Annotated in this window: 28 protein-coding genes; 11 read left to right on the forward strand and 17 right to left on the reverse strand. The window is 46.5% G+C overall.

Annotation, left to right across the window (positions count from 1 at the left end; translation table 11 throughout):
• Positions 1-145: 145 nt before the first annotated feature.
• The 4 genes from CGC65_RS14910 to CGC65_RS14925 are packed head-to-tail and all read left to right on the forward strand — an operon-like array spanning position 146 to position 5,625.
• Positions 146-1,402, forward strand: coding sequence for a glycosyltransferase (locus tag CGC65_RS14910; protein ID WP_002567641.1), 1,257 nt, complete (start codon positions 146-148; stop codon positions 1,400-1,402).
• A 41-nt stretch (positions 1,403-1,443) separates the two neighbouring features.
• A complete protein-coding gene (locus CGC65_RS14915; protein WP_002567642.1) occupies positions 1,444-3,372 on the forward strand; it encodes an NAD-dependent epimerase/dehydratase family protein in 1,929 nt (642 codons plus the stop codon).
• The gene (locus CGC65_RS14920) at positions 3,365-4,687 is read left to right on the forward strand and encodes a F390 synthetase-related protein (protein ID WP_002567643.1); all 1,323 of its coding nucleotides are present in this window, start codon (positions 3,365-3,367) and stop codon (positions 4,685-4,687) included. The genes CGC65_RS14915 and CGC65_RS14920 overlap by 8 nt, the downstream gene beginning before the upstream one ends.
• Positions 4,684-5,625: a 3-oxoacyl-[acyl-carrier-protein] synthase III C-terminal domain-containing protein gene (locus tag CGC65_RS14925; protein ID WP_002567644.1), complete on the forward strand. Its 942-nt coding sequence runs from the start codon at positions 4,684-4,686 to the stop codon at positions 5,623-5,625. Before CGC65_RS14920 ends, CGC65_RS14925 begins: the two co-directional genes overlap by 4 nt.
• A 45-nt stretch (positions 5,626-5,670) precedes the next feature.
• On the opposite strand, the gene msrB is transcribed toward CGC65_RS14925, so the two are convergent.
• The gene (msrB, locus tag CGC65_RS14930) at positions 5,671-6,618 is read right to left on the reverse strand and encodes a peptide-methionine (R)-S-oxide reductase MsrB (protein ID WP_002567645.1); all 948 of its coding nucleotides are present in this window, start codon (positions 6,616-6,618) and stop codon (positions 5,671-5,673) included.
• Between the two features lie 220 nt (positions 6,619-6,838).
• Here msrB and CGC65_RS14935 point away from each other — a divergent pair, with 220 nt between their 5' ends.
• From CGC65_RS14935 to CGC65_RS14945, 3 genes are read left to right on the forward strand one after another with little or no spacing between them, the layout of a single operon-like run.
• Complete coding sequence (locus CGC65_RS14935) at positions 6,839-7,711, forward strand: DUF350 domain-containing protein (RefSeq protein ID WP_038281714.1); 873 nt, start codon at positions 6,839-6,841, stop codon at positions 7,709-7,711.
• Positions 7,708-8,928 carry a glutathionylspermidine synthase family protein gene (locus CGC65_RS14940; RefSeq protein ID WP_002567647.1) on the forward strand — a complete coding sequence of 407 codons (1,221 nt, stop codon included), beginning with the start codon at positions 7,708-7,710 and terminating at the stop codon, positions 8,926-8,928. The genes CGC65_RS14935 and CGC65_RS14940 overlap by 4 nt, the downstream gene beginning before the upstream one ends.
• Positions 8,921-9,676, forward strand: coding sequence for a hypothetical protein (locus CGC65_RS14945; protein ID WP_002567648.1), 756 nt, complete (start codon positions 8,921-8,923; stop codon positions 9,674-9,676). Before CGC65_RS14940 ends, CGC65_RS14945 begins: the two co-directional genes overlap by 8 nt.
• Before the next feature lie 83 nt (positions 9,677-9,759).
• Here CGC65_RS14945 and CGC65_RS14950 read toward each other — a convergent pair whose 3' ends face one another.
• Complete coding sequence (locus CGC65_RS14950; protein WP_002567649.1) at positions 9,760-10,275, reverse strand: nitroreductase family protein; 516 nt, start codon at positions 10,273-10,275, stop codon at positions 9,760-9,762.
• A gap of 174 nt (positions 10,276-10,449) precedes the next feature.
• On the opposite strand from CGC65_RS14950, the gene CGC65_RS14955 reads away from it, so the two are divergent.
• Together CGC65_RS14955 and CGC65_RS14960 are read left to right on the forward strand one after the other, a co-directional pair.
• Positions 10,450-10,812 (forward strand): winged helix-turn-helix transcriptional regulator, encoded by a 363-nt coding sequence (locus CGC65_RS14955; protein ID WP_002567650.1) that lies wholly within the window; start codon positions 10,450-10,452, stop codon positions 10,810-10,812.
• A 521-nt stretch (positions 10,813-11,333) separates the two neighbouring features.
• On the forward strand, positions 11,334-13,016 hold the full coding sequence (locus tag CGC65_RS14960; protein ID WP_002567651.1) for a methyl-accepting chemotaxis protein: 1,683 nt from the start codon (positions 11,334-11,336) through the stop codon (positions 13,014-13,016).
• 164 nt (positions 13,017-13,180) lie between these two features.
• On the opposite strand, the gene CGC65_RS14965 is transcribed toward CGC65_RS14960, so the two are convergent.
• The 5 genes from CGC65_RS14965 to CGC65_RS14990 all read right to left on the reverse strand — a co-directional run bounded on the left by CGC65_RS14965 (position 13,181) and on the right by CGC65_RS14990 (position 15,520).
• Entirely contained in the window at positions 13,181-13,774 is a 594-nt protein-coding gene (locus CGC65_RS14965; RefSeq protein ID WP_002567652.1) for a 3D domain-containing protein, read from the reverse strand.
• A 606-nt stretch (positions 13,775-14,380) separates the two neighbouring features.
• Complete coding sequence (locus CGC65_RS14975) at positions 14,381-14,599, reverse strand: hypothetical protein (RefSeq protein ID WP_002567653.1); 219 nt, start codon at positions 14,597-14,599, stop codon at positions 14,381-14,383.
• 161 nt (positions 14,600-14,760) lie between these two features.
• A complete protein-coding gene (locus tag CGC65_RS14980) occupies positions 14,761-15,021 on the reverse strand; it encodes a hypothetical protein (protein ID WP_002567654.1) in 261 nt (86 codons plus the stop codon).
• A gap of 86 nt (positions 15,022-15,107) precedes the next feature.
• Positions 15,108-15,308, reverse strand: coding sequence for a hypothetical protein (locus tag CGC65_RS14985; protein WP_002567655.1), 201 nt, complete (start codon positions 15,306-15,308; stop codon positions 15,108-15,110).
• Complete coding sequence (locus CGC65_RS14990) at positions 15,281-15,520, reverse strand: hypothetical protein (RefSeq protein ID WP_002567656.1); 240 nt, start codon at positions 15,518-15,520, stop codon at positions 15,281-15,283. Before CGC65_RS14990 ends, CGC65_RS14985 begins: the two co-directional genes overlap by 28 nt.
• 203 nt (positions 15,521-15,723) lie before the next feature.
• On the opposite strand from CGC65_RS14990, the gene CGC65_RS14995 reads away from it, so the two are divergent.
• Together CGC65_RS14995 and CGC65_RS15000 are read left to right on the forward strand one after the other, a co-directional pair.
• Positions 15,724-15,975, forward strand: coding sequence for a hypothetical protein (locus CGC65_RS14995; protein WP_002567657.1), 252 nt, complete (start codon positions 15,724-15,726; stop codon positions 15,973-15,975).
• A 76-nt stretch (positions 15,976-16,051) separates the two neighbouring features.
• On the forward strand, positions 16,052-16,318 hold the full coding sequence (locus tag CGC65_RS15000; protein ID WP_002567658.1) for a hypothetical protein: 267 nt from the start codon (positions 16,052-16,054) through the stop codon (positions 16,316-16,318).
• 346 nt (positions 16,319-16,664) lie between these two features.
• Here CGC65_RS15000 and CGC65_RS15010 read toward each other — a convergent pair whose 3' ends face one another.
• The 10 genes from CGC65_RS15010 to CGC65_RS15045 form a co-directional block, all read right to left on the reverse strand.
• Positions 16,665-16,844 (reverse strand): hypothetical protein, encoded by a 180-nt coding sequence (locus CGC65_RS15010; RefSeq protein WP_002567660.1) that lies wholly within the window; start codon positions 16,842-16,844, stop codon positions 16,665-16,667.
• Positions 16,837-17,757, reverse strand: a complete 921-nt coding sequence (locus CGC65_RS15015) for a hypothetical protein (protein ID WP_002567661.1) — start codon at positions 17,755-17,757, stop codon at positions 16,837-16,839. The genes CGC65_RS15010 and CGC65_RS15015 overlap by 8 nt, the downstream gene beginning before the upstream one ends.
• Positions 17,758-17,850: 93 nt before the next feature.
• On the reverse strand, positions 17,851-18,636 hold the full coding sequence (locus CGC65_RS15020; protein WP_002567662.1) for a zonular occludens toxin domain-containing protein: 786 nt from the start codon (positions 18,634-18,636) through the stop codon (positions 17,851-17,853).
• Complete coding sequence (locus tag CGC65_RS31330; protein ID WP_002585212.1) at positions 18,636-18,797, reverse strand: hypothetical protein; 162 nt, start codon at positions 18,795-18,797, stop codon at positions 18,636-18,638. The genes CGC65_RS15020 and CGC65_RS31330 overlap by 1 nt, the downstream gene beginning before the upstream one ends.
• Positions 18,798-18,841: 44 nt before the next feature.
• Entirely contained in the window at positions 18,842-19,126 is a 285-nt protein-coding gene (locus tag CGC65_RS15025) for a hypothetical protein (protein ID WP_002567663.1), read from the reverse strand.
• A gap of 185 nt (positions 19,127-19,311) precedes the next feature.
• Positions 19,312-19,455, reverse strand: a complete 144-nt coding sequence (locus CGC65_RS31335; protein WP_002567665.1) for a hypothetical protein — start codon at positions 19,453-19,455, stop codon at positions 19,312-19,314.
• Complete coding sequence (locus CGC65_RS15030; protein ID WP_002567666.1) at positions 19,428-20,402, reverse strand: hypothetical protein; 975 nt, start codon at positions 20,400-20,402, stop codon at positions 19,428-19,430. Before CGC65_RS15030 ends, CGC65_RS31335 begins: the two co-directional genes overlap by 28 nt.
• 93 nt (positions 20,403-20,495) lie before the next feature.
• A complete protein-coding gene (locus CGC65_RS15035) occupies positions 20,496-20,714 on the reverse strand; it encodes a hypothetical protein (protein WP_002567667.1) in 219 nt (72 codons plus the stop codon).
• Positions 20,715-21,911: a hypothetical protein gene (locus tag CGC65_RS15040; protein WP_002567668.1), complete on the reverse strand. Its 1,197-nt coding sequence runs from the start codon at positions 21,909-21,911 to the stop codon at positions 20,715-20,717. It abuts the gene before it with no gap.
• Positions 21,912-22,114: 203 nt separating this feature from the next.
• Positions 22,115-23,074 carry a hypothetical protein gene (locus CGC65_RS15045; protein WP_002567680.1) on the reverse strand — a complete coding sequence of 320 codons (960 nt, stop codon included), beginning with the start codon at positions 23,072-23,074 and terminating at the stop codon, positions 22,115-22,117.
• Between the last annotated feature and the right edge of the window lie 5 nt (positions 23,075-23,079).

Here is a 23,079-nt window from a genome sequence, read left to right on the forward strand (position 1 = left end):
AGGAGGAAAATCTGGTAAACAGGAATCATATGGATGACAAATGTGAATGACAATGACATATGTCACTCACAAAATGGCAAATGACATCTATCTAATTCCGGCATTGTATCTTATAATTGCCACATAGTGATAAGGAGGTGTTATTATGGCGGAGAGGCCGGCAGAGGATAAGAGTGGTATACTGCCAGAAACGTCTATCTTCTTTTATGGAATACCGGCTTACGGGCATCTGCATTCAAACCTTTATTTAACAGGATGCCTGTCTGCTGCCGGATACAGGGTTGTTTATTATTCAATGGAGCCTTACAGGAGAGAAATTGAGGCAAATGACTGTGAGTTCAGGGCTTATCCTTTGGACCGGGATTCCATTGATGCCTCTGACGGGGACAAGCCGTTAAAACTGTACCGTCTGATTCTGGAATACACCCGCGATATGCTTCCTCATCTTCTGGCAGAGGCAGAAAAGGAAAAACCATACCGTGTCATATTTGATTCTCTGGCCCTGTGGGGCAGGGCTGTGGGAGAAATCATGAAGATACCTTCATGCAGCTTTTACAGCATTGCGGTCGTGGACCGTGTTGGAGGGAACGCATTTTGGGCATATGCATCCGGGTTCTCAGCTTCTTTTCTCCGGTATGCGGGAGAATTTAATCGGGCCATGGATATCCGCCGCAAGCTAAGGCAAACATATGGAATCAGAAAGCTGGGTGTGCTGTCTGTTTTGATGAACAGGGGAAGCAGTAATCTGATGGGATATTCCAAAGACTTCCAGCCGGGCGGAAACAAATTGGGAAACGGTTATGTATTCCTGGGACCCTTGGCGCCCTTTAGAAAGGTCATCCAGACCAATGATTTTGTTTGTCCCGATGACAGGCTGATTTATATTTCCCTGGGAACCGTATTTAACCGGGATGAGGGACTCCTGCGGGAGATACTGCGCCAGTTTGGGCAAAAACATCCGGTGGATGGGGAACCGTATAAAAATGAGAACCCCTGGAATGTAGTCATGGTCTGGAATATGGAAACGGCCGGCAGGAACACAGACACCAAGAAGGATGAATGGAAACACAGGGATAACTTTATTATCCGTCCTTTCGTCAACCAGGGTGAGATACTGAAACATGCGGACCTGTTTATCACAGCAGGAGGAATGAACAGCATTCATGAGGCATTGTACTACGGCGTACCCTGTCTGATGTGCCCCCAGCAGGGAGAACAGCGGCTGAATGCCGGTCAGTTTGAAGCTTTGGGGTTTGGACGGATACTGAGGGACAGGTTGGATTTATATGGGGAAGCCATGGCTGCAATGAAGCTGAAAGACCAGTGGGATGAAGGACTCAGAACAGAAATGTGTGCTGTGCACATGGAAGCGGCACTGCAATTATTTGATGAAAACAAATGAAAAGGCCGGCTGAAATATATGGATAAGAGGGGAAACAAAGTATGGGAAAGACCGTGGAAAACGGAAAAAATACAGTTCTTATAACAGGTGCAACCGGATTTCTGGGAGAATATCTGGTAAGGCGTCTTACAAAGGAATACCGGGTCCTGGCAATGGGAAGGAACCGGGAACAGGGGAGGAAACTTGAAGGGCTGGGCGCTGTGTTCTGCCCGGGTGATTTTACAGACCGGAAAACGTGTGAGGCATATTTTAAGGGAGTCCGGTATGTGATTCACGCAGGCGCACGTTCCACTGTCTGGGGCAGATGGGAGGATTTCTACCGGACGAATGTGGCTGGTACCGCCCTTGTGGCAGAGCTTTGCCTGGAAAATGGGATTGAGCGTCTGGTATATATATCGTCTCCGAGCATCTACACGGTAAAATGCGACCGCTATGATATCCGCGAGGAACAGGCACCAAAGTATAATGACCTGAATCATTATATCAGATCCAAGCTATCAGCGGAACGAGTGGTTGAGGACGTACACCAGAAGGGATTGGAGACTGTCATCCTCCGCCCGAGGGGGATGATTGGGGTTGGGGATACAAGCCTTGTGCCCCGGCTGCTGCGGGCCAATATGCGGATTGGAATTCCGCTTATGAGGGAGGGCCTTAATACGGTAGACCTTACCAGCGTGGAAAATGTGGCTCAGGCCTGCCAGTTAGCGCTGACAGCCCGGGCGGCTGATGGCATGGCGTTTAATATTACCAACGGCGAGCCGATGGAATTCAAGACATTGCTGGAGCATTTTCTTGCAGCTATCGGAGAGAAGCCCCATTACAGAAAACTGCCCTTTGGAGCTGTCTATGGCATGGCTGCGGCCATGGAATGGGTATACAGGAGCTTCCATTTTCCGGGAGAACCGGCACTTACAAGATATACAGTGTGTACCCTGGGATTTTCCCAAACCATGGATATCAGCAGAGCCAGAACCATATTGGGCTATGAGCCGGAAAAGACATTGATGGAATCCATAGAGGAATATGGAAAATGGTGGAAAAACAGGGACGAGCCGGTTCCGGATCGTATCGCCAGGGTAAAGATGTATCACTGCGGCTCCTGTACCAATGACCTGGGTCTCCTGTTTAAGAGGCATCCCGGCCAAAAGAGGGAGTTTCCGGCCAGAGCGTTTCTGATACAGCACCGTGACCTGGGCAATATATTGTATGATACAGGTTATTCACAGGCTGTGTATGAAGATGGATTTCTTCTAAAGCTGTACCGCCGGCTGAATCCGGTCCATGTGAAGCCTGATCAGATCATTGATGAGAAATTGAGGGCAGACGGCATAAATCCTGAGAGCGTCCGGACCATCATTCTGTCCCATGCACATCCGGATCATATGGGAGGGCTTAAACATTTCCAAGGGTATCATCTGGTGGCAACAGAACAGGTACACAAGGCGCTTCTGAGACCCTCTGTGAGGAATCTGGTGTTTGCGAATATGCTTCCGAATAGGTCTGCGCATATGCATCCCAAGCGTTGGGGCATGTTTTCCGGTACGCCCAGGGAGGCAGTATCAGAGCTTCCTCAGGATATGATGACAGATATTCCATCGGGAAAATGCTGTGAAGTAAGGGGGCGAACGCCCAAAAAACGGCTGTCAGAACACTTTTTATGCAGATATTTTGAACAGGTGTATGACCTGTTGGGAGACGGGAGCATCATAGGCGTGGTGCTGGACGGACACTGCAGGGGGCAGATGGGGATATGGATTCCTGATTTTAAGCTGCTTTTGGCAGCAGACGCCAGCTGGGGCGGCGATTTGGTCCGCCATACGCTTGAAATGAGGCTGTTTCCGCGTCTGATACAGAATGACTTTACGGAATATAAGAAAACATTAAAAAAGCTTTGTGAGCTTCACAGGGACCATCCGCAGATAAGGATTGTGTTTACCCATGAAAAAGGAAGCGAGGAAACATATGGCTGATACGTTATCTGTTCTCAAATACTATCTTTACTACAAATACAAAAAGCGGTTTTCAGACAGAAGCGCCCTGGAACGGTGGCAGGTACAAAAAATCAGGAAGCATCTGGAGTATGTGGGGGAGCATTCCCGGCTTTACAAGGGAATGAAAAAACTGTCCTCTTATCCGGTTATAGACAAGAAGTTTATGATGGAACATTTTGATGAACTGAACACAGTTGGAATTGGCAGGGAGGAGGCCCTGGAATTTGCGGTCCTGGCAGAGCGCCAACGGAATTTCTCACCTAAGCTTAAGGGGGTAACAGTAGGGCTCAGTTCCGGCACATCGGGAAAACAGGGGATCTTTCTGGTATCGGATGATGAGAAAAACCGTTGGGCCGGATATATTCTTGCAAGGTTCCTGCCGGGAAGTCTGTTTGAGACGTATTCCATAGCATTTTTCATGAGGGCGGACAGTAATTTATACCAGGCAGTGAAGTCCAAAAACATACAGTTCCATTTCTTTGATATTTACAAGGATATGGAGGAACACAGAAAACGGCTGGAAGAAATCCGTCCCCGGATACTGGCAGGACAGCCGTCGCTCCTTCTTATGATTGCAGAGGATGTAAGGAAGGGGAAAACGGATATTTGTCCCCGGATTGTCATATCCATTGCCGAGGTGCTGGAACAGGCGGATGAACAGAGGATAAAGGAGGCGTTTGGCCTTTCTGTTATTCATCAGGTCTACCAGTGCACCGAAGGATGCCTGGCAGCCACCTGTTCCATGGGAACGCTGCACTTGAATGAAGATATAGTGTACATTGAGCGGGAGTATCTGGATGACCGGCGGTTCGTGCCGGTGGTGACGGATTTAGAGAGAAAGGCCCAGCCCATCATCCGTTACCGTCTGAATGACATATTGGTGGAGCGAAAGGAACCCTGCGGCTGCGGCAGCCCCTTCCTGGCTCTGGAGAAGATAGAGGGACGCGAGGATGATGTGTTTTCCTTTAAAGGGAAGGACGGAAGGAATGTGCCTGTGTTCCCGGATTTTATCAGGAGATGCATCCTGTTTGGGGATAAGGGCAGCGGTGAAAACCAGGCAGGGTCTTCCGGAGATTACAGGATTGTACAGGAGACGGATGGGCGTCTGACTGTGTATGCGGACATGGCAGACCCTGGTAAACAGAGGGTTTTAAAGGAGTTTGAACTGCTCTCAAAAGACTGCGGCTTCCTGCTGCCGGATATTTCCTTCCAGCCGTATAGTTGTGAAAAGGGAAGGAAAATGAAGCGTGTGGAGCGCAGAGGTGCAGAGCCGGTGAAGGGAAGGTACATATGAGGGAACGCAAGGTGAAAATTGCCGGCTGGGGAAACACCCTGTCGGGAAAGAAAATAGAATTTGATGGCCAGACCCGGTACCGTCTGGATAAAGACGAAACCTTACTAATGCTTGCGGTCAGGTCTGCCCGAAAGGCATTGGAGCGCGCGGCCATGGATATCAGTGATATGGACTGCATTGTATGCGCCATGGCAACCCCGCTGCAGGCCATTCCCTGCAACGCTGCCCTGGTGCATGAACAGCTGGCCAAGGGACTGGACATACCGGCTATGGATATTAATACCACCTGCACCAGCTTTATATCGGCATTGGATGTGATGTCATGCCTGATTGAAATGGAGCGGTATAAGAATGTGCTGATCATATCAGGCGACACTGCGTCCGCGGCCCTGAATCCAAGGCAGAAGGAGAGCTATGAGCTGTTTTCAGACGGCGCCAGCGCCTGTGTTTTGACGAGAGCTGGGGAACAGGAGTCATCGAAAATTCTCTACAGCTGTCAGAAAACCTGGTCGGAAGGCGCCCATGATACGGAAATCAGGGGAGGTGGAGGCATGATGCCGGCATTTTCCATGAATGAAGAAAACCGCGAGGATTTTTACTTCGATATGAAAGGCAAACGTATCCTGAAGCTTTCTGCCCAGAATCTGCCCGGATTTGTGGAGCAGTGTCTGAAGGAGGCGGGGGTAAAGCGGGAGAGCATTGACCTGGTGGTTCCCCACCAGGCCAGCCGGGCGCTGGATGTTATTATGCCCAGGCTGGGCTTTAGGAAAGGAACCTATATAGACCGTGTGTCACAATATGGAAATATGATTTCGGCCTCAGTACCCTACGCTCTCTGTGAAGCCATTGAGGAGGGACGGGTGGGGAAGGGAGACCTGGTGCTGCTCATTGGTACGGCGGCCGGTCTGACGGCAAATTTTCTTTTGATGCGGATTTAATGGGGATGTCTGAAGGTGTTCATTTCCAAGCCGGAACCTGTAAATCTATATTGCCAGATCCAGATATGCCCCGTATCCTTCCTCCTCCATCCTGCTGCGGGGAATGAAGCGGAGGGCAGCGCTGTTGATGCAGTAGCGCAGTCCGCCGGTCCCGGCAGGACCGTCTTCAAACACATGGCCCAAGTGGGAATCACCCTCGCGGCTGCGCACCTCCACGCGGTGCATGCCATGACTGCTGTCCGGAAGCTCCGTGACGGCGCAGGACATGACCGGCTTTGTAAAGCTGGGCCATCCGCAGCCGGAATCAAATTTGTGGGCAGAGGTAAAAAGAGGCTCTCCTGTAACGATATCCACATATAGACCTGGTTCGTGATGATTCCAATATGGTCCTGAAAAGGGCCTTTCGGTGGAGGCATTCTGGGTCACGTCATATTGCTCCCTGGTCAGCTGTTTCTGAAGCTCTGCCCGATCCTGCTTTATGCCCGTTCTGCCGTCCGGACGGACAATGAGGTCCTTGAGACTGCTGAAATCAATATGGCAGTAACCGTGGGGATGATTTTGCAGATAGTTCTGGTGGTAATCCTCAGCCGGATAGAAATTCCTCAATGGTTCTAACTCCACAGCCAGGGGCTGGCTGTAGTCCTTCTGGATTTCAAACATGACAGACTGGATGGGGCCGAGATCCTCATCGCTGATATAGTAGATACCGGTCCGGTACTGGCTTCCGCGGTCATTTCCCTGACGGTTTATGCTGACAGGGTCAATAATTTTAAAAAACTGTCTGACCAGTATGCGAAGTGCAACAATGTCCGGATTATACAAAATACAGACTGTTTCAGCAAAACCAGTGGTGTCTGAGCAGACCTCCTCGTACGTTGGATTTTCCACGGCTCCGTTGGCATAGCCGCACTCCGTATCGCAGACTCCCGGTATACGGGAAAAATATTCTTCCACCCCCCAGAAGCATCCTCCTGCAAAATATATTTTCTGCATGATCCTATCACATCCTTTTCTATGTTTTTTCTGAATTGAATCCATGATTCTATTATGCCCTGGTAAAGGACTAAAATCAATGAATAATGAATGCGGCAATCAAAAGGAGTGCCGTCTGCGGCAGAGAGAGCTGTTTAATTTGTTGCAGACTGTAAAATTCTGGTGTAAAATCATATTATACAGACGGTTAATACAGGTCTTTGGGCTGGAGGTTCTATTTATGGAAATGTTGGTTTTCGGAATTGCCGCAGCAGTATCCTATTGGTATGAAACAGAGGTTTTTTTGTTTTTGGGCAGCGCGTACGTTACGTGCAGGTTTTTGTATAAATGGTATATGCCGCTGCTTGAGACCTGGCCGCCTGAACATGGGGAGACGGGGCGCCGGGTTTTGGGCTGCCTTCCCCCTGTTTCCTTGGCCATCATACTTTTTGTTCTACTGACCATGGCATCCTATGACGTGGTTGGAATTTGGGTTGTTTTTTATATTCTTATGGGATATGCGTGGATATGCGGCGGGGTTTTCATGATGGAATGCCTGGATTTATCCTGGCCCTTTGACGCCGTCCACCTGGATAATAAGGCTGCGGTTTTTCCGGCTGCCGGGGGATTTGTGGGAGTGACTCTTATTTACGCGGGAGCCAACACAGGGGATGGACCCGGCTGGTGGGTTGTCTTATTTGCCGCAGGACTGGGGTTTATTACCTGGCTTGGACTGGCGCTGGTGATAAATCTCTTGACTGATATATCCGAGCGGGTCAGCGTGGATCGTGACATGGGCAGCGGCATCCGTTTCGGTGCTTATCTGATTGCCAGCAGCCTGATACTGGCTTATGCGTCGGGCGGGGACTGGACCTCCACCCAAGCCACGCTCATGGAGTTCTCCGTTGGATGGCCTGTGCTTCCCCTTATGCTGTTTTCTCTTGCGGTGGAGTGGTTTTACATACGTCCGTCCCGTTCCCTTGCGGACAACCGTCTGCAGGCAAATATACTTCCGTCAGTTCTTTGGGGGGTTATTTACCTGGTCTATGCCGGTATTGTGCTTTTGATTTTTCATGGGATTCCGGAACGTATTTCCGGCGGGGTACTCCTGTGAGCGGGGCGGTGCTTGCCCGAATTCCCGGTGAACGGTATTCGGATTACCGTTATGAGGCAATTTTTAGGGCATACAAATGGGATCCTCAGGTGGAGGACCACAACACAGTGGCTGAGCATGTGGTGCTTCTGGACAGCCAGACAGCCAGACAACTGGAACAATGGGCGGAACAGCTGTCCGCTGAGACTATGGAGATTGAGCAGGCTATGATGGAACGGAGCGATTTGGTAAAAAAACTGGGCCTGCCGTCTAAGGTAAAGAAGGCAATTCCCAGAATGGGCAGTTATTCCCCGGAAAGACATGTTAGGCTCATGCGCTTTGACTTTCATCCCACCACAGATGGCTGCTCAGTATCAGAGGTCAACAGCGATGTTCCAGGAGGTCTGGCGGAAGCGTCTGTACTCCCGAGAATCGCGCAGCCGTATTTTCCGCAGTATGAACCACAAGGCCATGTGGCCCGCAGTTTGTTGGAGGCATTCCAAAAGAGAACCGGTCCCGGCGTAAGGATTGCTTTTGTACATGCTACCTCATATGCGGATGACCGCCAGGTCATGCAGTTTTTAGGGGACTATTTTGAAGAAAATGGATACCGTTCCCTGTATGCGGCCCCTGACCATCTTATCTGGAGGGAGCAGCAGGCGGTAAGCCTGATTCAGGGGGAAGAAGGCCCTGTAGGCGGAATTGTGCGGTTTTATCCCCTGGAATGGCTCCCCAATCTTTCCGGACGAACGGACTGGGGCGGTTATTATGATACACAGACACCATCCTGCAACCATCCAATCGCTGTTTTTGCCCAGTCCAAGCGTCTGCCGCTTATATGGGATGAGCTGGGGCTTGAACTGCCTGCATGGAGGGCATTGCTTCCTGAGACCCGCGCTCCGGAGGCCGGTAAATTTGGGGATGGGTGGATTTACAAACCCGCCCTTGGCCGTGTGGGGGAGGGGATTTCCACTCGGGAGGCACTGACTCCAAAGGAATACAGGCAGATTCAGAGAAATGTCCGCTGGCACCCAAAAGACTGGATTGTACAGAAACGGTTTGAAAGCAAACCGGTTTCTGGCGATGAGGGGGAACATTTTCATCTCTGTGTGGGAGTGTTTACAGTAGATGGCAAAGCTGCCGGTTTTTATGGGCGCATCAGTCCCTTTCCCCGCATAGATGCCAGGGCAAAGGATATTCCCCTATTGGTGGAGAAGGAGGATAAACCCAATGAATGACAATTACAATACATACCGAATCTGGGCGCCGGACAATGCTCTGTGGACTCAGTGGGCCAAGCCGGTGCTGTTTGCCCGGACGCTCCAGCAGGTTCCGGAAAAGCTGGTTCTGCCTTCCGTTAAATGGGCCCCTTATGGGGACGGCAGAACGGCTCTGTTTGTGGATTTGCCTGGAAAGAGAGGCGTACTGGAGGGACTTGCCCTGGCTCAAATGGGTTACCGTCCTGTACCTCTTTATAACGGTGTCTACGGCGCCGATAAGTGGTCCATGGCCGTGGATGTAACATCTGTGGCGGAAACGTTGTATCAAGGTGCAGATTACCTTAGCTGCCAGCATATTCGTCCAGATGCGCCGCCTGCATTTCTTCTGGATGCGGCCAGAATGAAAGGTACGGCCCGACAGCCGGGAAGATATGATAACCGCTGGTGCGTCTTTCCGCAGGACGCCCCCTCGGCTGATTTTCTGAAGGCCCAGGGTATCGAATCCATTTATGTAAGAACCAAGGAGATACAGAATGATCTGGCCCATATACTTCTGCGCTATCAAAAGAAGGGGATTCGGATTTATCAGGTCAGGGATAATGGCGAGCCGAAAAAGCTGACTGTAGTGAGGCCTTCCCATTTTAAAAGTTTTCTGTACCGCTTTTGCACATTGCTGGGACTGACCAGGAATGCAGCGGGGGGATTCGGCGGAATGGTGCCCGAGGCCACCCAGTCCTCAGGAACCCGGTATTATGGTATTGGCTAGGAAGCGGCGGAAGAATGCGAAATCGTCCTATTGCCTTGAAGATGTCTGCCAGGCAATAGGGCGATTTGTTAAAAGAAATGCTATTATTTTTCATACGTTACCAGCTGGCTCAGGGCAATTCTCTGCCGGTCAAAGCGGCTGGTATCAGCAGTTCCGGCATTGGAATATCCAATTGCCAGAATATTGACTGGTTCAAGATGTTCCGGCAGTTCAAACTCCCTGCACAAAATGTCCGGATTAAAATAGCATACCCAAACGCTTCCCAGGCCCAGTTCCGTGGCCTGCAGCATCATATGGTCTGTCAGAATAGAGGCGTCAATGTCGCCGGTCTGTTTTTTGTCAAAGGGACGAACCCATGCCTTCTCATGGTCTGCGCAGACAATGATGGCCAGGGGAGCTCCGTAGATGTTAGCAGCCTTTCCGATTTTTGCAAGGCTTTGCTCACTTTGGGCGACAATCAGACGGATCGGCTGCAGATTGGCAGCAGTGGGGGCAACACGGGCGGCTTCCAGAATTTTCTCCAGCTTTTCTGGTTCTACATGCTGACTGGTATAACTGCGCACAGAAAAACGCTGCTTTGCGATACTGAGAAACTCCATAATATTAAATTCCTTTCTGATTTTTATTATGGCATCAAATCAACCATTGATTTTACAACCATTGACTTTATTTTATCATCTGTCATATAATTCACAAGAATGCACTTTTAAGGTAGATACTTCCCAAAACCATAGTATCCCCGTAAGCAATAGCAGGACAAACAGGAGGAAATCATGACACAGCAGGAAAGAAGCATGTTCAACTGTCCGGTGGAGGCGACCTTATCCTTGATTGGCGGAAAATACAAACCAATTATTCTCTGGCATCTGATAAAAGAGCCGCTTCACTATATGGAGTTACAGCGGCTCATTCCCGGCGCAACACCTAAAATGCTTTCCCAGCAGCTTCGCGGCCTGGAAACATCGGGTATGATTTCCAGAGAAGTTATACCGGAGAAACCGCCCAGGACTATCTATTCCCTGACCGAATTCGGCAAAAGCATTATTCCGGTGCTGGATGTGATGTGTACCTGGGGAACGGATTATTTAAACGGGCTGAATGTGAAAACACCTTGTCAGAAGCAGGAGAGGGGATGAGTGGAGGGAAAGACTCATAGCATTTTTATGTTAGTTAGATTATTTGGTTTACGTAAAAATATTATGTAAACACAAAGCGTGTGAGAAAATATTAAGTGGATACAAGGTATCCAGAAAGAACACTAAATCCCTTGTGCATTTTAACTGCACAGGGGATTTTTAATAAATAATAAATATTATAGCCACGATAGCCTCTCTGATAAATATTGACCAAAACAGCGGCTTCCCATAATGCATATTATCAACCAAAACAAATAACTCCTATATAGATAAATGCGGATACCTGTGCGCATAACTATAATATATTTCGACAATAAAACTAAATTTATAATCCCCCAGGATTAAAAAATTACAACTTATTTTGTCGGTATGCGAAAAAGTGTGAGATTATTGTATGATAAAAATAAAAAAACAGGTTATTTTGGAACAGTCCTATTGATAATATGCATTATCAGAAACAAATATCATACTATCTGATAAATCACGAACAGAATATGTACAAATAAGGAAAGGGAGCAAAAATGAAGAATTTAAAGATTGGTCCAAAACTGATACTATGTTTTATGCTGGTTACATGTCTGTCCAGTATATCTGGTATATTGGGGGCATTTTTTTTGCACTGGTCAGATCAGAACTACAGCAAAGCTCTTGTGGAAAATGGGTTTAGCCAAGGAGATATCGGCTCATTTGATACATACCTCAATAAAGGCTCTGCTGTTGTGAGGGATATTGTGCTTCTTACTGAGGAGAAGGAGATACAGAATTCCCGCAGCGAGCTGGAACAGATTGACCAGAAAATGCAGCAGTCCCTGGATGCTCTGAAGATAAATTGCCAGACGCCGGAAGAACAGTCGCTGATTGCTGTTATTGACCAGGAACTGCCCAGGTATATGGAAATCCGATCCCAGGTGGTGGAAATGGGACTTAAAAACCATAATGATGAGGCGTTGGACATATTCAGGAACCAGGCAAGACCGATTCTTAATAATGCTATGAACGCAGCCCAAAAGCTGGCGGACCTTAACAAACAGATGGGAAATGAAATATCCAGGTCCCTTACGGATAACAGCAGGCTTATTATATATATGATTGTCTTTGTTATTATAATTTCAGTGAGTATATCCGTGGCAATGTCCTTCTGGGTTGCGCGGCTTATATCCAGGCCGATTCTGAACGTAAGGGATGCCGCGTTCAAGCTTGCCCAGGGAGATTTAGATATATTCATCTCCAACGATTCCAATGATGAGGTGGGAGAGATGACACGCTCATTTTCCGAGGCTGCCGGGATGATGCGGCGCTACATCACAGATATATCCAGAGGACTGAGCGAAATATCCCATGGTAATTTTAATATTTCCCCTAATGAAAAGTACAAAGGGGCGTTTATAACAATTGAAGAGTCATTGTTTACGATAATCCATTCCCTTAGCAATACTATGGGAGAAATCAACGAGGCGGCCGAGCAGGTATCCTCCGGTTCGGAGCAGGTATCCATCGGGGCACAGTCTTTGTCACAAGGCTCTACGGAACAGGCCAGCTCCATTGAAGAAGTGGCGGCTACTGTAAACGAAATTGCATCCCGTATTAAGCGGAACGCAGAGAATGCTCTGAGCGCCAATGAGAAGGCTGTGGAAATGGGCCGCCGGATAACGGAAAGCAACCGCCAGATGCAGGACATGATACACGCCATGGATGAAATCAGCAGTTCTTCCAAAGAAATAGGAAAGATTATTAAGACCATTGAAGATATTGCCTTCCAGACCAATATATTGGCATTAAACGCTGCCGTGGAGGCTGCCAGAGCCGGGGAGGCAGGGAAGGGCTTTGCCGTGGTAGCTGATGAGGTGAGGAGTCTTGCAAGCAAATCAGCAGATGCATCAAACAGTACGTCAGCCCTTATTGAAAACTCCCTGCGCGCTGTTCTTAATGGTACAAGAATAGCTGATGATACTGCTAAGAACCTTTCGGACGTGGTTTCAGGTGTAAAGGATGTGGTAGCCACCATTGGACAGATATCCAATGATTCCACAGAACAGGCAGATGCCATCGGACAGGTCACTCAGGGAATTGACCAGGTTTCCAGTGTCGTACAGACGAACAGCGCCACTGCGGAAGAAAGCGCTGCGGCCAGTGAGGAACTGTCAGGGCAGGCTCAGCTGCTAAAGAAACTGATTAGTCAATTCCGCCTTATCACGGTTCAGTAAGAGATTAACGGTAAAGGACTCATAGCAGGCAATGAGTCCTGTGCGGTAATGTGAAACAACTGGCTGCCGAGAAGGGAAGATTAGTCCTGCCTGCTGCAAAACGCCCCCATTGGAAACAATGGGGGTGTCAGAATGATGATATCATAAACCCTGTATCCGGATTATCACATACCTCTTATTAAAAACACCTCTGTCTCGTATCTACCATTGGCAACCGCCTCTTCGTGGGTTTCATAATAGATGTCCACAACATTTCCTTTGATGGAAGCCCCAGTATCTTCCACTAAATAAATAATCTCTCCAATCCGAATCCTGCTGCCCAATGGAAACACATCTGGATCAGCAGCAACCGTATATTCTGGCCTGGGAGCGGTCCCTGATTTGGTAAAATGGTTTTCCCCGGTACACAATTCACAGCTGCAATAACCAGTGATTTCAAACATGCCGCAGGATTCTTCCCCGGCGGCTCCCTGGGAACTGGCCTGTAAGGGAACGTCCGTATCTGCCTGTTTTTCCTGCGCTGCTTTGTTTATCCGGTCATCCTTGATATCCTGGAGCCCCTTTGTTTCCAGCCCGCCCTCCCCAGAAATTGTATCCTGAATCACAATTATTCCTGGTGCCTCAACTGTATTGCTTCCATCCGCTGTCTGTACCTCTATGTCTCCTTTAAGGGGCAGAGCATAAGAATCAAAAAAATCCACCTTCAGCAGTAACACCGCCGTAAAAAACAGGACAGATAAGAAAATTCTTCTGCACAACTTGCAATCCCCCCTTCGTTATTATAAATTATATATCGGCTGTTCAGCAGAAATTCTAAGCTAAAACAGGACAGAAGGCGTTTTTTTCTCATGTAGGCTTAGTAAAATATATCCGTGTTTGGGTTTATGAGCCTCAGATAGATAAGAGGGAAGGGGAGAAGCTCCTCACCATTATAACGCATGATATCAATTTCTAAAGAAGCGGTTGAATATAACACAAAGCAGACAACCAAGGATAAGAGTCAGCAGGAAAAAGGCACACAAAAGCAACGGAACGATATTGGCCGTATTTTCAGCAGTATGGCAAATGTTTGCATTATCAATGGACGTATCCAGAGATTCTGACTGTATCAAATTCCCACTCATAATCATTAAGTAAGTACTGTAAGCCAGAGACTTTATTGTCAGAAGGTCTGACCTCAGAAGGAGTGGCAACAGACATAAAACATCACATCCTTTATTCAATTTTAAACAATGGGAGTTATCAAGAATTGATATATTGATATATAGAAAGAACAAGGAACCTCACCCCTGCTAACTATTCGTTAAACTAGACTTATCGCGAATAGTTAGCTTATTTTATTAAGTATGCAAGGATACAGCTTGTTACATGTTACAGTCAGAGAGGGCGTCAGCAATCTTATCATGGACCCCTTTCATGACCTTAATTTCTGATTCAGCAATGCTAAAACGCTCACTGGTAATAATATCCTCAAGAGAACGTATCCGGCGAATCCGGGCACAGCGTTCTATCAATTCATCCAGACGGACATTAACCACCCGGTTAAGATAGCGCAGTTCCCGTTCCGTAAGTTCTATGTTCATCCAACCACTACTTTCTATTGATTTCTTATGTTCGCGACCCCGTAGGCACATCCATGGCATGATGAATCGCTACCGCCAGGGACCTGGCACTTTCTGTAGTCAAGGGGAAGGGGGTATTCCCGGCCCCTAGGCTACACCGGGGGCCGGGGACTTCGCTTCCACTAGTTTGGAGAATCGACCAGACGGCATTCCTCGACAAAACCACCGCGGCCATAGGAGATATCCACAAAATCCTCTGGATGAATACCAGAAATATCCGGGGCATATTCACCGTTCCAGACGTCAACCTGTTCCACACGGCGGCCACGGACTTTATCGGGCTGTCTGGATGGAACTGCATAGAAACGGGTGAAGTCATAAGGCTTACCAGTCTTTTTAGAGATACCCTCGAATCTCTCAATGCCTAAAATCTCATATACCATAATCAAAACCTCTCTTTCTCAACTAACTAATTGATTGTTATATGTAATCCAGGGCAGAGCCGAAAAAGGATACCCCGGAGAACAAGCTATGTTGTCTGGACCTCACTGGATATGGACGGGATGGAATCCGTCTTTTCGTCCAGGTAAGCCAAAATATGTTCCAGGCGGGCGAAATGATATTGAAGAACATCCACACGGCACTGGTCATGCAAGGCCATGGCCCGGCATATCGCCACACTGGTTTCATTTTGTTCCTGCTCTATGAGAGCCTTGGAAAGTCTACGCATTCTGGACCCCTCCTGTCAGTTTTATAAGCGTGAAGGACAACGGAAGACAAAGCATCAAACTCATCAATCGTAATTGCATCAATGCTGAATGCAAAACTCAACTGTGAACGAATCCAAATATAGTTAAAACGGAAATCACCATCAACATCACCAAGAAGATACCGTTCTACAAAATCATTAAGTGTCTGGCGAATACGCTTTTTATCCATCATATTAAATCCTCCTTATGCACTAACTAAATCATTCTTGTGAACTAACTAAATTTGTGGTAAAATAGATACTAACTAAGCGCTTAATTGTTACTTATCGTTACACCTATATCTTATCACATCTTGCACAAGAATAATATTGACATCTTACACAAGATTAAAGATATATAATCTTGCATCTTGCACAAGAATAACAGGAGAGGAATATGTCTAGCTTTAATGCAACAAAATACAAAAACGAATTTACGAAAGAAAAATATGACCGCCTAAACATACAAGTACCCAAAGGCCAAAAAGCAGTAATAGAAGAATACTGGAAGGCCAAAGGCTATAAAAGCTTGAATGCGTATGTAAATGACCTAATACAACGGGATATGAATAATACACCTGGAATCCAAATAAATCATAACAAAGGAATTGTAGCCGGAAATATACATGGGGATATCAACATGAAATAGGGCCACAAACGCACCAGAATGAACGAGAAGCGATTTTAAAGACCTAAGGCAACATTTTATCAAGGAGGACAACAAAATGGAAAATAAAGAGTTAATAGAAGCCATCAGAGGAATGCTAAAAGAAGAATTGGAACCCATACATGAGGAAATCAGCAAAGTGAAAGACCGGCTAACCGTATTAGAAATCAAAGAACAGGCCACACATAAAAAACTTGATAATCTGACCCTTGATGTAAAAATAGCCGAAAGAGATACCAGGAGAGACATAGCACAAGCAAATGACGCTATTGAAACACTTATTGCAGTCCTGGAAGCAAAAGGCATATTACCAAAAGCACTATGACAGCAAAATCCCCGGCTCTATGCCGGGGATATGCGAAAGGAGCACATATGAGAAATATAATTAATGGAATCATTGGACTAGCTACAAATAAAGCTTTTTGGAGCATAGGAGCCGCAGTATTAGCCATGTTCCTATTTAAAAAATTCAAAGATTAGCAATGTACTTAAAGTAAAAGGAAAACAGAATAAATGCAATCATGTAAACATAACATACAATCATGTCCAAGTCGGTATACTTCCTGCCACGCGAACGCTTGCGGACAAAATAGTTATGGATAGCAAAGTATAAAAGCGGCAAAACAACAAAGAAAACCGAACAGAAATAAATTTTATCCTCAGACGTCATATTAATCCTCCTCAATCGCCCCACGCTTGATTGCCTCGGCCAGGCCGACCTGGACAAGCCTTGTTGCCATTTCAGCCGGGGTGGAGTAGCATTCACAGAACTCCATGTACCTGCAAAGGCGGTCATACTGCTTCGTGGTCAGGTAAACATTGACTTTGATTTTTCCAACTGGCTTATTCATAAAAATTTCCCTCCTGATATCTCAATAACTGACTGCGCAACTTGTTAAATATGGGACCCTCAATCTCAAAGGGACGGTCCAGGAGCAGGGCCTTATACCTACGTTTCGTAGGCGCTGACATCTGACGGAGATAATAATCCATTCTGTCAACAGGCTGTTCCGCGAGAAGCTGCACCATGACCTTTGATTCCGCCAGGTCTATCACTTTACGGGTATAGACATTGGGCCAGCAGCGACAGCAATCTATGTAGTCCAGGCTATCCAGCGTGACCTCTATCCGGGTGAGGGGATAATCAAGGCCAGCCTCTATCTGTTTGTTGTAGACCTTTACCCGGCCGGGAGCGGACATACATCCTAAATATTCTGTAAAGTCCTGCGCTGATTTGTAAAATTGGCTGTATTTCCTGTTATCCTTGATAAGCTGTACACAGTCACGGCCATATGGCACGTCCACTGCTAAATCCCATCTTTTTATCTTTATTGTTTCTACCATGGGGAACAGTTCGTTTAGGACCGTTCTTAGGAGCTGTCCTATCTGGCTTTGCAGGCCTCTGTATTCCACTTCCTCCTGGTCAAAAGGAGATACACTTGTACGCATGAACCCATCATCATAAGCAATCTCACCAAGTATCTTGTTTGGGTTAAAGTCCAGGAAACCCTGTAAAACTGTTTCTTTCTTTACACCATTCATACAAAGTCCAATGGAAAATGATAATCCTTTGATACCAAATACAAAAAGGTATCGGTAATCAAAATCCTTTAAAGAATGATAATGCGTACAGCCTGGAAGATGGGAGAGGAAGGAAAGGAAGGATTCAACTGTATCTACGTCTGGAAACTCAAAAGAGTACCGGAGGGAATCACAGGAATAAAATATGCCATCCTCAAGGAGCGGATTGAAGTAGTAAAGCATGAGCAGGACCTCCTAAAAGATTGTTAAAAAACTATACAAAGTGAAAGAATTTTTCAGGACTTCGGACCTAATTAGACAGGGGTCCGAAGTCGGTCACCGTTTCTTACGGTTCCATTTCCTCACGACCTCATGAAGCTGTACGCGTCCGCCGGCCATCGCCCGGCGGAGCGCTCCCAGCTTCCCCTGTTTCACCAGTTCCGGGAACGGCATGTATTCAAACTCCTTCTCCGGGAGCTGGGGAGGATTGTAGGAATTGAAATACTTTACATACTTCGGGATGTAGGTAAAACGCACGGAACCGAAGGGGGCCAGGAGCAGGGAATCAATGTTGTAATCATCCACTATCTTTGATTCACCGCTGGCCGACTTATCCGCATGGACAACGGCAACTGTCTTTGTGATACGCCTGGCAATGGAAAAGCAGTTCAGGAAGTTGTGGATGATGTACAGATGGTCAGTAAGGTCACGTATCTTCTTGTCAACATCAAAGGACTGGGAGAACAGATACACGATATGTTTATACTGCCGCTGATATTTGAAATAAACCTTTACGTGTTCCGGGAAGGACTTGAAATTACGGTTATCCCATACAAGGCCCACCTCATCTATAAGCAGGATAGAATTTTCAGGAAAATGGGCAACACCAATATCAACGGTATCGAAGTGATAAGTTCCAGGTATATGCACGTTGCTATAGACGTGCCACCCCTTCTTACGGTATTTAAGTGCCATTTTACACATGAGCGTAGTCTTGCCACTACCTTTCTTGCCAAAGACCATAAAGAGCTTATATGGATTGCGATACTTAAAGAAATGATAAGCAAAAAAGACAATCCAAAACAGGCCAAAGCCAAAGAGTAGAACAGAAAGCGCATACATTAAAACACCCCCTTAACAAGCTGTTTCGTGATACGGATAAGGCCAACGGGTAACAGGATTAAAAGCATGAACTGCCACATAATATTCGTATCAAGGGTAAAGGCATCCGGGGACATGGGGAACAGAATCACATCTATAAAAAGGTTGAATAAATCAATCATAAAATCACCTCAATGGGGGAAGGGGACCGGGGTCCCCTTCTGAATCATACCTGATGGTAAATGCGCATGAAGAACGCAACCACGGCGCCAGCGAAGAACAGACACATGGCGGCCAAAAGGATAGGCTGGCTTAAAATCCAGGTGAGCAGAAGCCCACATTCCTTCCAGAGCCAGGCCGTAACCACGGAAAACGTGGCTAACAGGCTGTCAAGGCCCGTAGCCGGAGTAGCCCCCTCAGCAAAAGCCGGGAAAGCCATAGCAACAGACGCAACACCAGTGGCGACAGGGACACAGCGATACTTCTTAACCGCATTCTTAATCTTCAACATAAACAAACACCTCCTTATTAATTTATAAAAGTCGCCTAAATATATCTACAACCTTCTTAAGAAGGGGCAGACCAATCACAAACATCCCCACCCAGTAGGAATGTCTCCAAAGGATATCAAACAGAAGTGATAACTCATGAAACATCCATTCAACAACCTTCATAACAATACTAAGGTTCATATAATCACCGCCTGTCTATCAGCGATACAAAGATATGGAAGAACTTATCCACAATCCATAAAAAAGCAATGAAGCCAAAGGCATAACAAACCGGATAGAACTGGACAGGGACATCCCCCATCAACGCGAGGATTTTCTCCATAAACATATCAAACAACCTCCTATCAGAACGACAACGATATATGTAAGCGTGTCAGAAACCTTGAATATATGATGATATTGATTCACCTGAATATTGACGTATGTATCACGGTATTGGAGACGGCCCGCACTCCAATAATATTCCCTGACATAGTTGGGGGAGCCATACTCCCTGATAGAGTAAAAGTTATTGCCAAGACAAGGAGTAAGATACACAAGCTTACCTGTCTGCGCATATGGATTAAAATTCCCATCCACCAGACGGCCTTGAATGGCATTAGCCGAAACATTGAACAGACGGCCCCGGCTGTCTACATAAAGGGAATCCGCATACTCAGGAGGAAAGAGAAGGGTATATTCCTGGCCCGAGATAGAAACATCATAACGAAGTACATTAACATAATCGTCAGAAGCAGAAACCGAACGCGCCGAACGGACAGGGGCGTCCATAGGAATAATATCTGTAGGGCCTTCCTCCAGGTCAGAAACATCCTGCGCATCCTCCAGGGAAGAAAGCGCAGCATCCGAGGAGGAAGCAAGACCGGGACCGCCAAAAGAATCACGAATAGCAACAAGTTCGCATAAAATGTATCGGAGTAAATCATCACGTTTTAAATCCTCAAAATCATCAATATCCATTAAGGTCCTATCATCAACCAATAAATCCAAATCCGTATAAGAAGCGTTGGAAGATGATGCAACAGGTATAGCATCCTCATATCTTACCAATTCTGTTTCCCTGCGCGGCCTGGAAGCGTTGGAAGGTGTAGCTGTATCCGCGTAGGCCAGGAGAGGGCAGGAGAGCAGGATAAAGCTACTTAGAACCACCACTACGTTTAGATGCCCTAGGCGGACGAACCACAGAAGATGGACTGCCTCCCGCACCACGGAAGGAAATAACAAGCGTAGTAACAAACACAGAAACAACAAGGACAGCGACCAAAAAATCACCATATGAATATCCTCCTAAATCACTGCCAAACAAAAGGACAGCAATCTTTGAAACAATAAAGATACAAAAATCAATTAAATCACGCATCATAATAATCACGACCCCTTATTAAGAATCTGGAACACAACTGCAAGGCTGATAGGGACAACCACAAAACCAACCATCCAGGGCGGGAGATAGGAAAGGCACATCACCAGCCAGCCGACAGAACGGACAATGTTAACAATCACAAGGATAAGCGTTGCAATCATGTTAACAATGAAGCCAACCACAGTTTCAACAAACCCGGCAACCGCATCAAAAAATTGAAACATCTATGTACCCCCTTTGAACCGATAATAGCCAATGCAGAGCATGGCAATCGTGAGAGTAAGGGAAAAGCCAATAGGGATATTCAAGCCCTTCATGTTATTGTAAATATGATTCAGGAAATAGGATATATCCGATAAAGGCCCCCTAATACGGGTAAAATAATCATCATAACGGAACGAATTAATGTTATTGCTTACATCCTCCATTAGCTGTTTTTCATTTTCCTGCATATTGTGAATCGAATCATTCAACTGAGCATTGCTATTATCCAGACGGGATTTATCATAACCATTTGCAAGTTTATCCGTATTTGCATTATTGTTATTAATGATATTCGTGGTGTTAGATTCCTGGGAATCAATGATATCCTCTGTATTGCGCCGGTTTGCGGCTAAATCCTCAGAGTGATGTTGATTCATTTTGTTATACATGTTCGTGAACTCACCCGCCAACTGGTCCCAAAAGGAATGGAGCTGGTTACTGATAGTCTGAGTGGTATCCACAATTTGCTCAATGATAGTATCCTGTTTCTGCACCAAGACCGCCGTATTATTAGCCGTATCCTGGACTGAATTGGCAATCGCCTGATTTTGTTCTGATGCATCCGGGAGAGGAGCAACCGGATTGTTAATGTTACCGGATTCATAATCGCGGAAGGAAATGACCGAGGAAAAGTTAAGCCTTTGCGTACCATAAAGAGGAAACGCATAAGGGAAAAAGAACTCAACCGAGGTAAGGGACTGGCTATTTACGTTGTATGTAACCGTGTAGAAGTCAGGAGGGATGGTGTCCGAAGCAATCTTCGGAAGCTGGCCGGATAAATCCGAAGCGTTAGGTCTTTTAACACGGCCACGGGCATACATCCTATCAAGCAATAATGAAGTGCTACTTGTCTGGATGGAAACCTGAGCCTTCCACTTGCCAGTTGTCGGAAAAGAGGAGCGGGGGAGAACCAAAACAAAACCTTGAATACCCATACCGTCAGAAGGTGTAAATTCCTTACCAAAAGCACCTTGCCCGCCAGCCTCCTGAACCTTACCAAGGGATTTCTTATAGGTTCCAGAACCATAAGCAAAAACTTCAACCGTTGACCAGTTAATCGTATTGGTAGATGTAGGAAGGTCCCCGGCCAAAACAGTCAGGGGGAATGACGAAAGGATAAAAAGCGCCAACAGAGCACTTAAAAGTTTCTTAACCATAAAAAAATACACCCCCTAACAAAAGTGTTAAAAGATGTATCCTTATATACTTAAATCAGTCTTAATTATTCGTTAAACTAGACTTTCGCGAATAGTTAGAAAGGCCGTTCTATCCGGGCCTAACTATACCCGAGTTTAAATATAGATTTCATTTTCGCGCAATTTTCAGACATGTTGAAACCATCTCTTTCATCCAAACTGTTTTAATATTCCTGCTCCGGATGATAGAATTTTTTCATGTGATTATACATCGGGTCAACGACACCAAATATGGGAAGCTGTATATCGGATACGGACTGGTCCACAATGTCGCCGTTTATGACATACCAGTGATGATATGCAGTGCCCTTCTGGTCTGAACCTGTAGGGTAAATGATTTCTGCGTTCACTGTATGCCCCGTATATTCGTTGAGACGGGCCAGAACCTGCTTCGCGGTTTCCTCCAGGGCATCTGCTTTCCCGGCATACTCAGCTTGCTCCATATCCTCCAAATAAAAATCCAGAGAAACGCTTAGATACCAGAGGTCCGGCTTCCTTTTGAAGATACCGGCATAATCAATATCATACAAACAAAAATCTGATTCTGGATTTTCCCAATCCATGCTGCTGTCAGATTCATCCAACAGGGGCGATGTCTTAAGCGCTACCTCTGCCCTGGGACTTATGTCTGCAGCAGGGTCCTTATACGGCCTGTCTGTTATATGGTCTCCGCTGACATAATAATTGAGAAATCTAATCCAGTACTCAGGCTGCCAACAGACAGCGGGAATAACAGGGCTGATTACATCCCTGGCATATACCTCTCCTGTCATGGTCTGGAAATTCTTTTCTATGCAGTATCCGAATGGGTGTTCCATACTCCTGTCCTTAAAGTTACTGAGCAGTATGGAGCGCTCCTGTCCGTCCTTATCCTTATAACCGATTTCCCATGTATAAATGTTAGTGGAATCAAAGGGCGTGACCGTATAGCCGCTCTCTTTCGCCAGCACCATCCACCCCTCTCCCAGCAGCCGATTCAGGTCATCATGGTATACCTTTGTATAATCCGTGGTTATATTATTTTCAAGGTGATCAATCATCTGATTGGCCAGCAAAAGTCCTGATATCATGACAATAAGGATGACCGCCGCCAGGATTCCTGTGCTCTTTTTCAATGGCTTCATTGTCT

Origin of the sequence: Enterocloster bolteae, from assembly GCF_002234575.2 — a bacterium.
Classification (GTDB): domain Bacteria; phylum Bacillota; class Clostridia; order Lachnospirales; family Lachnospiraceae; genus Enterocloster; species Enterocloster bolteae.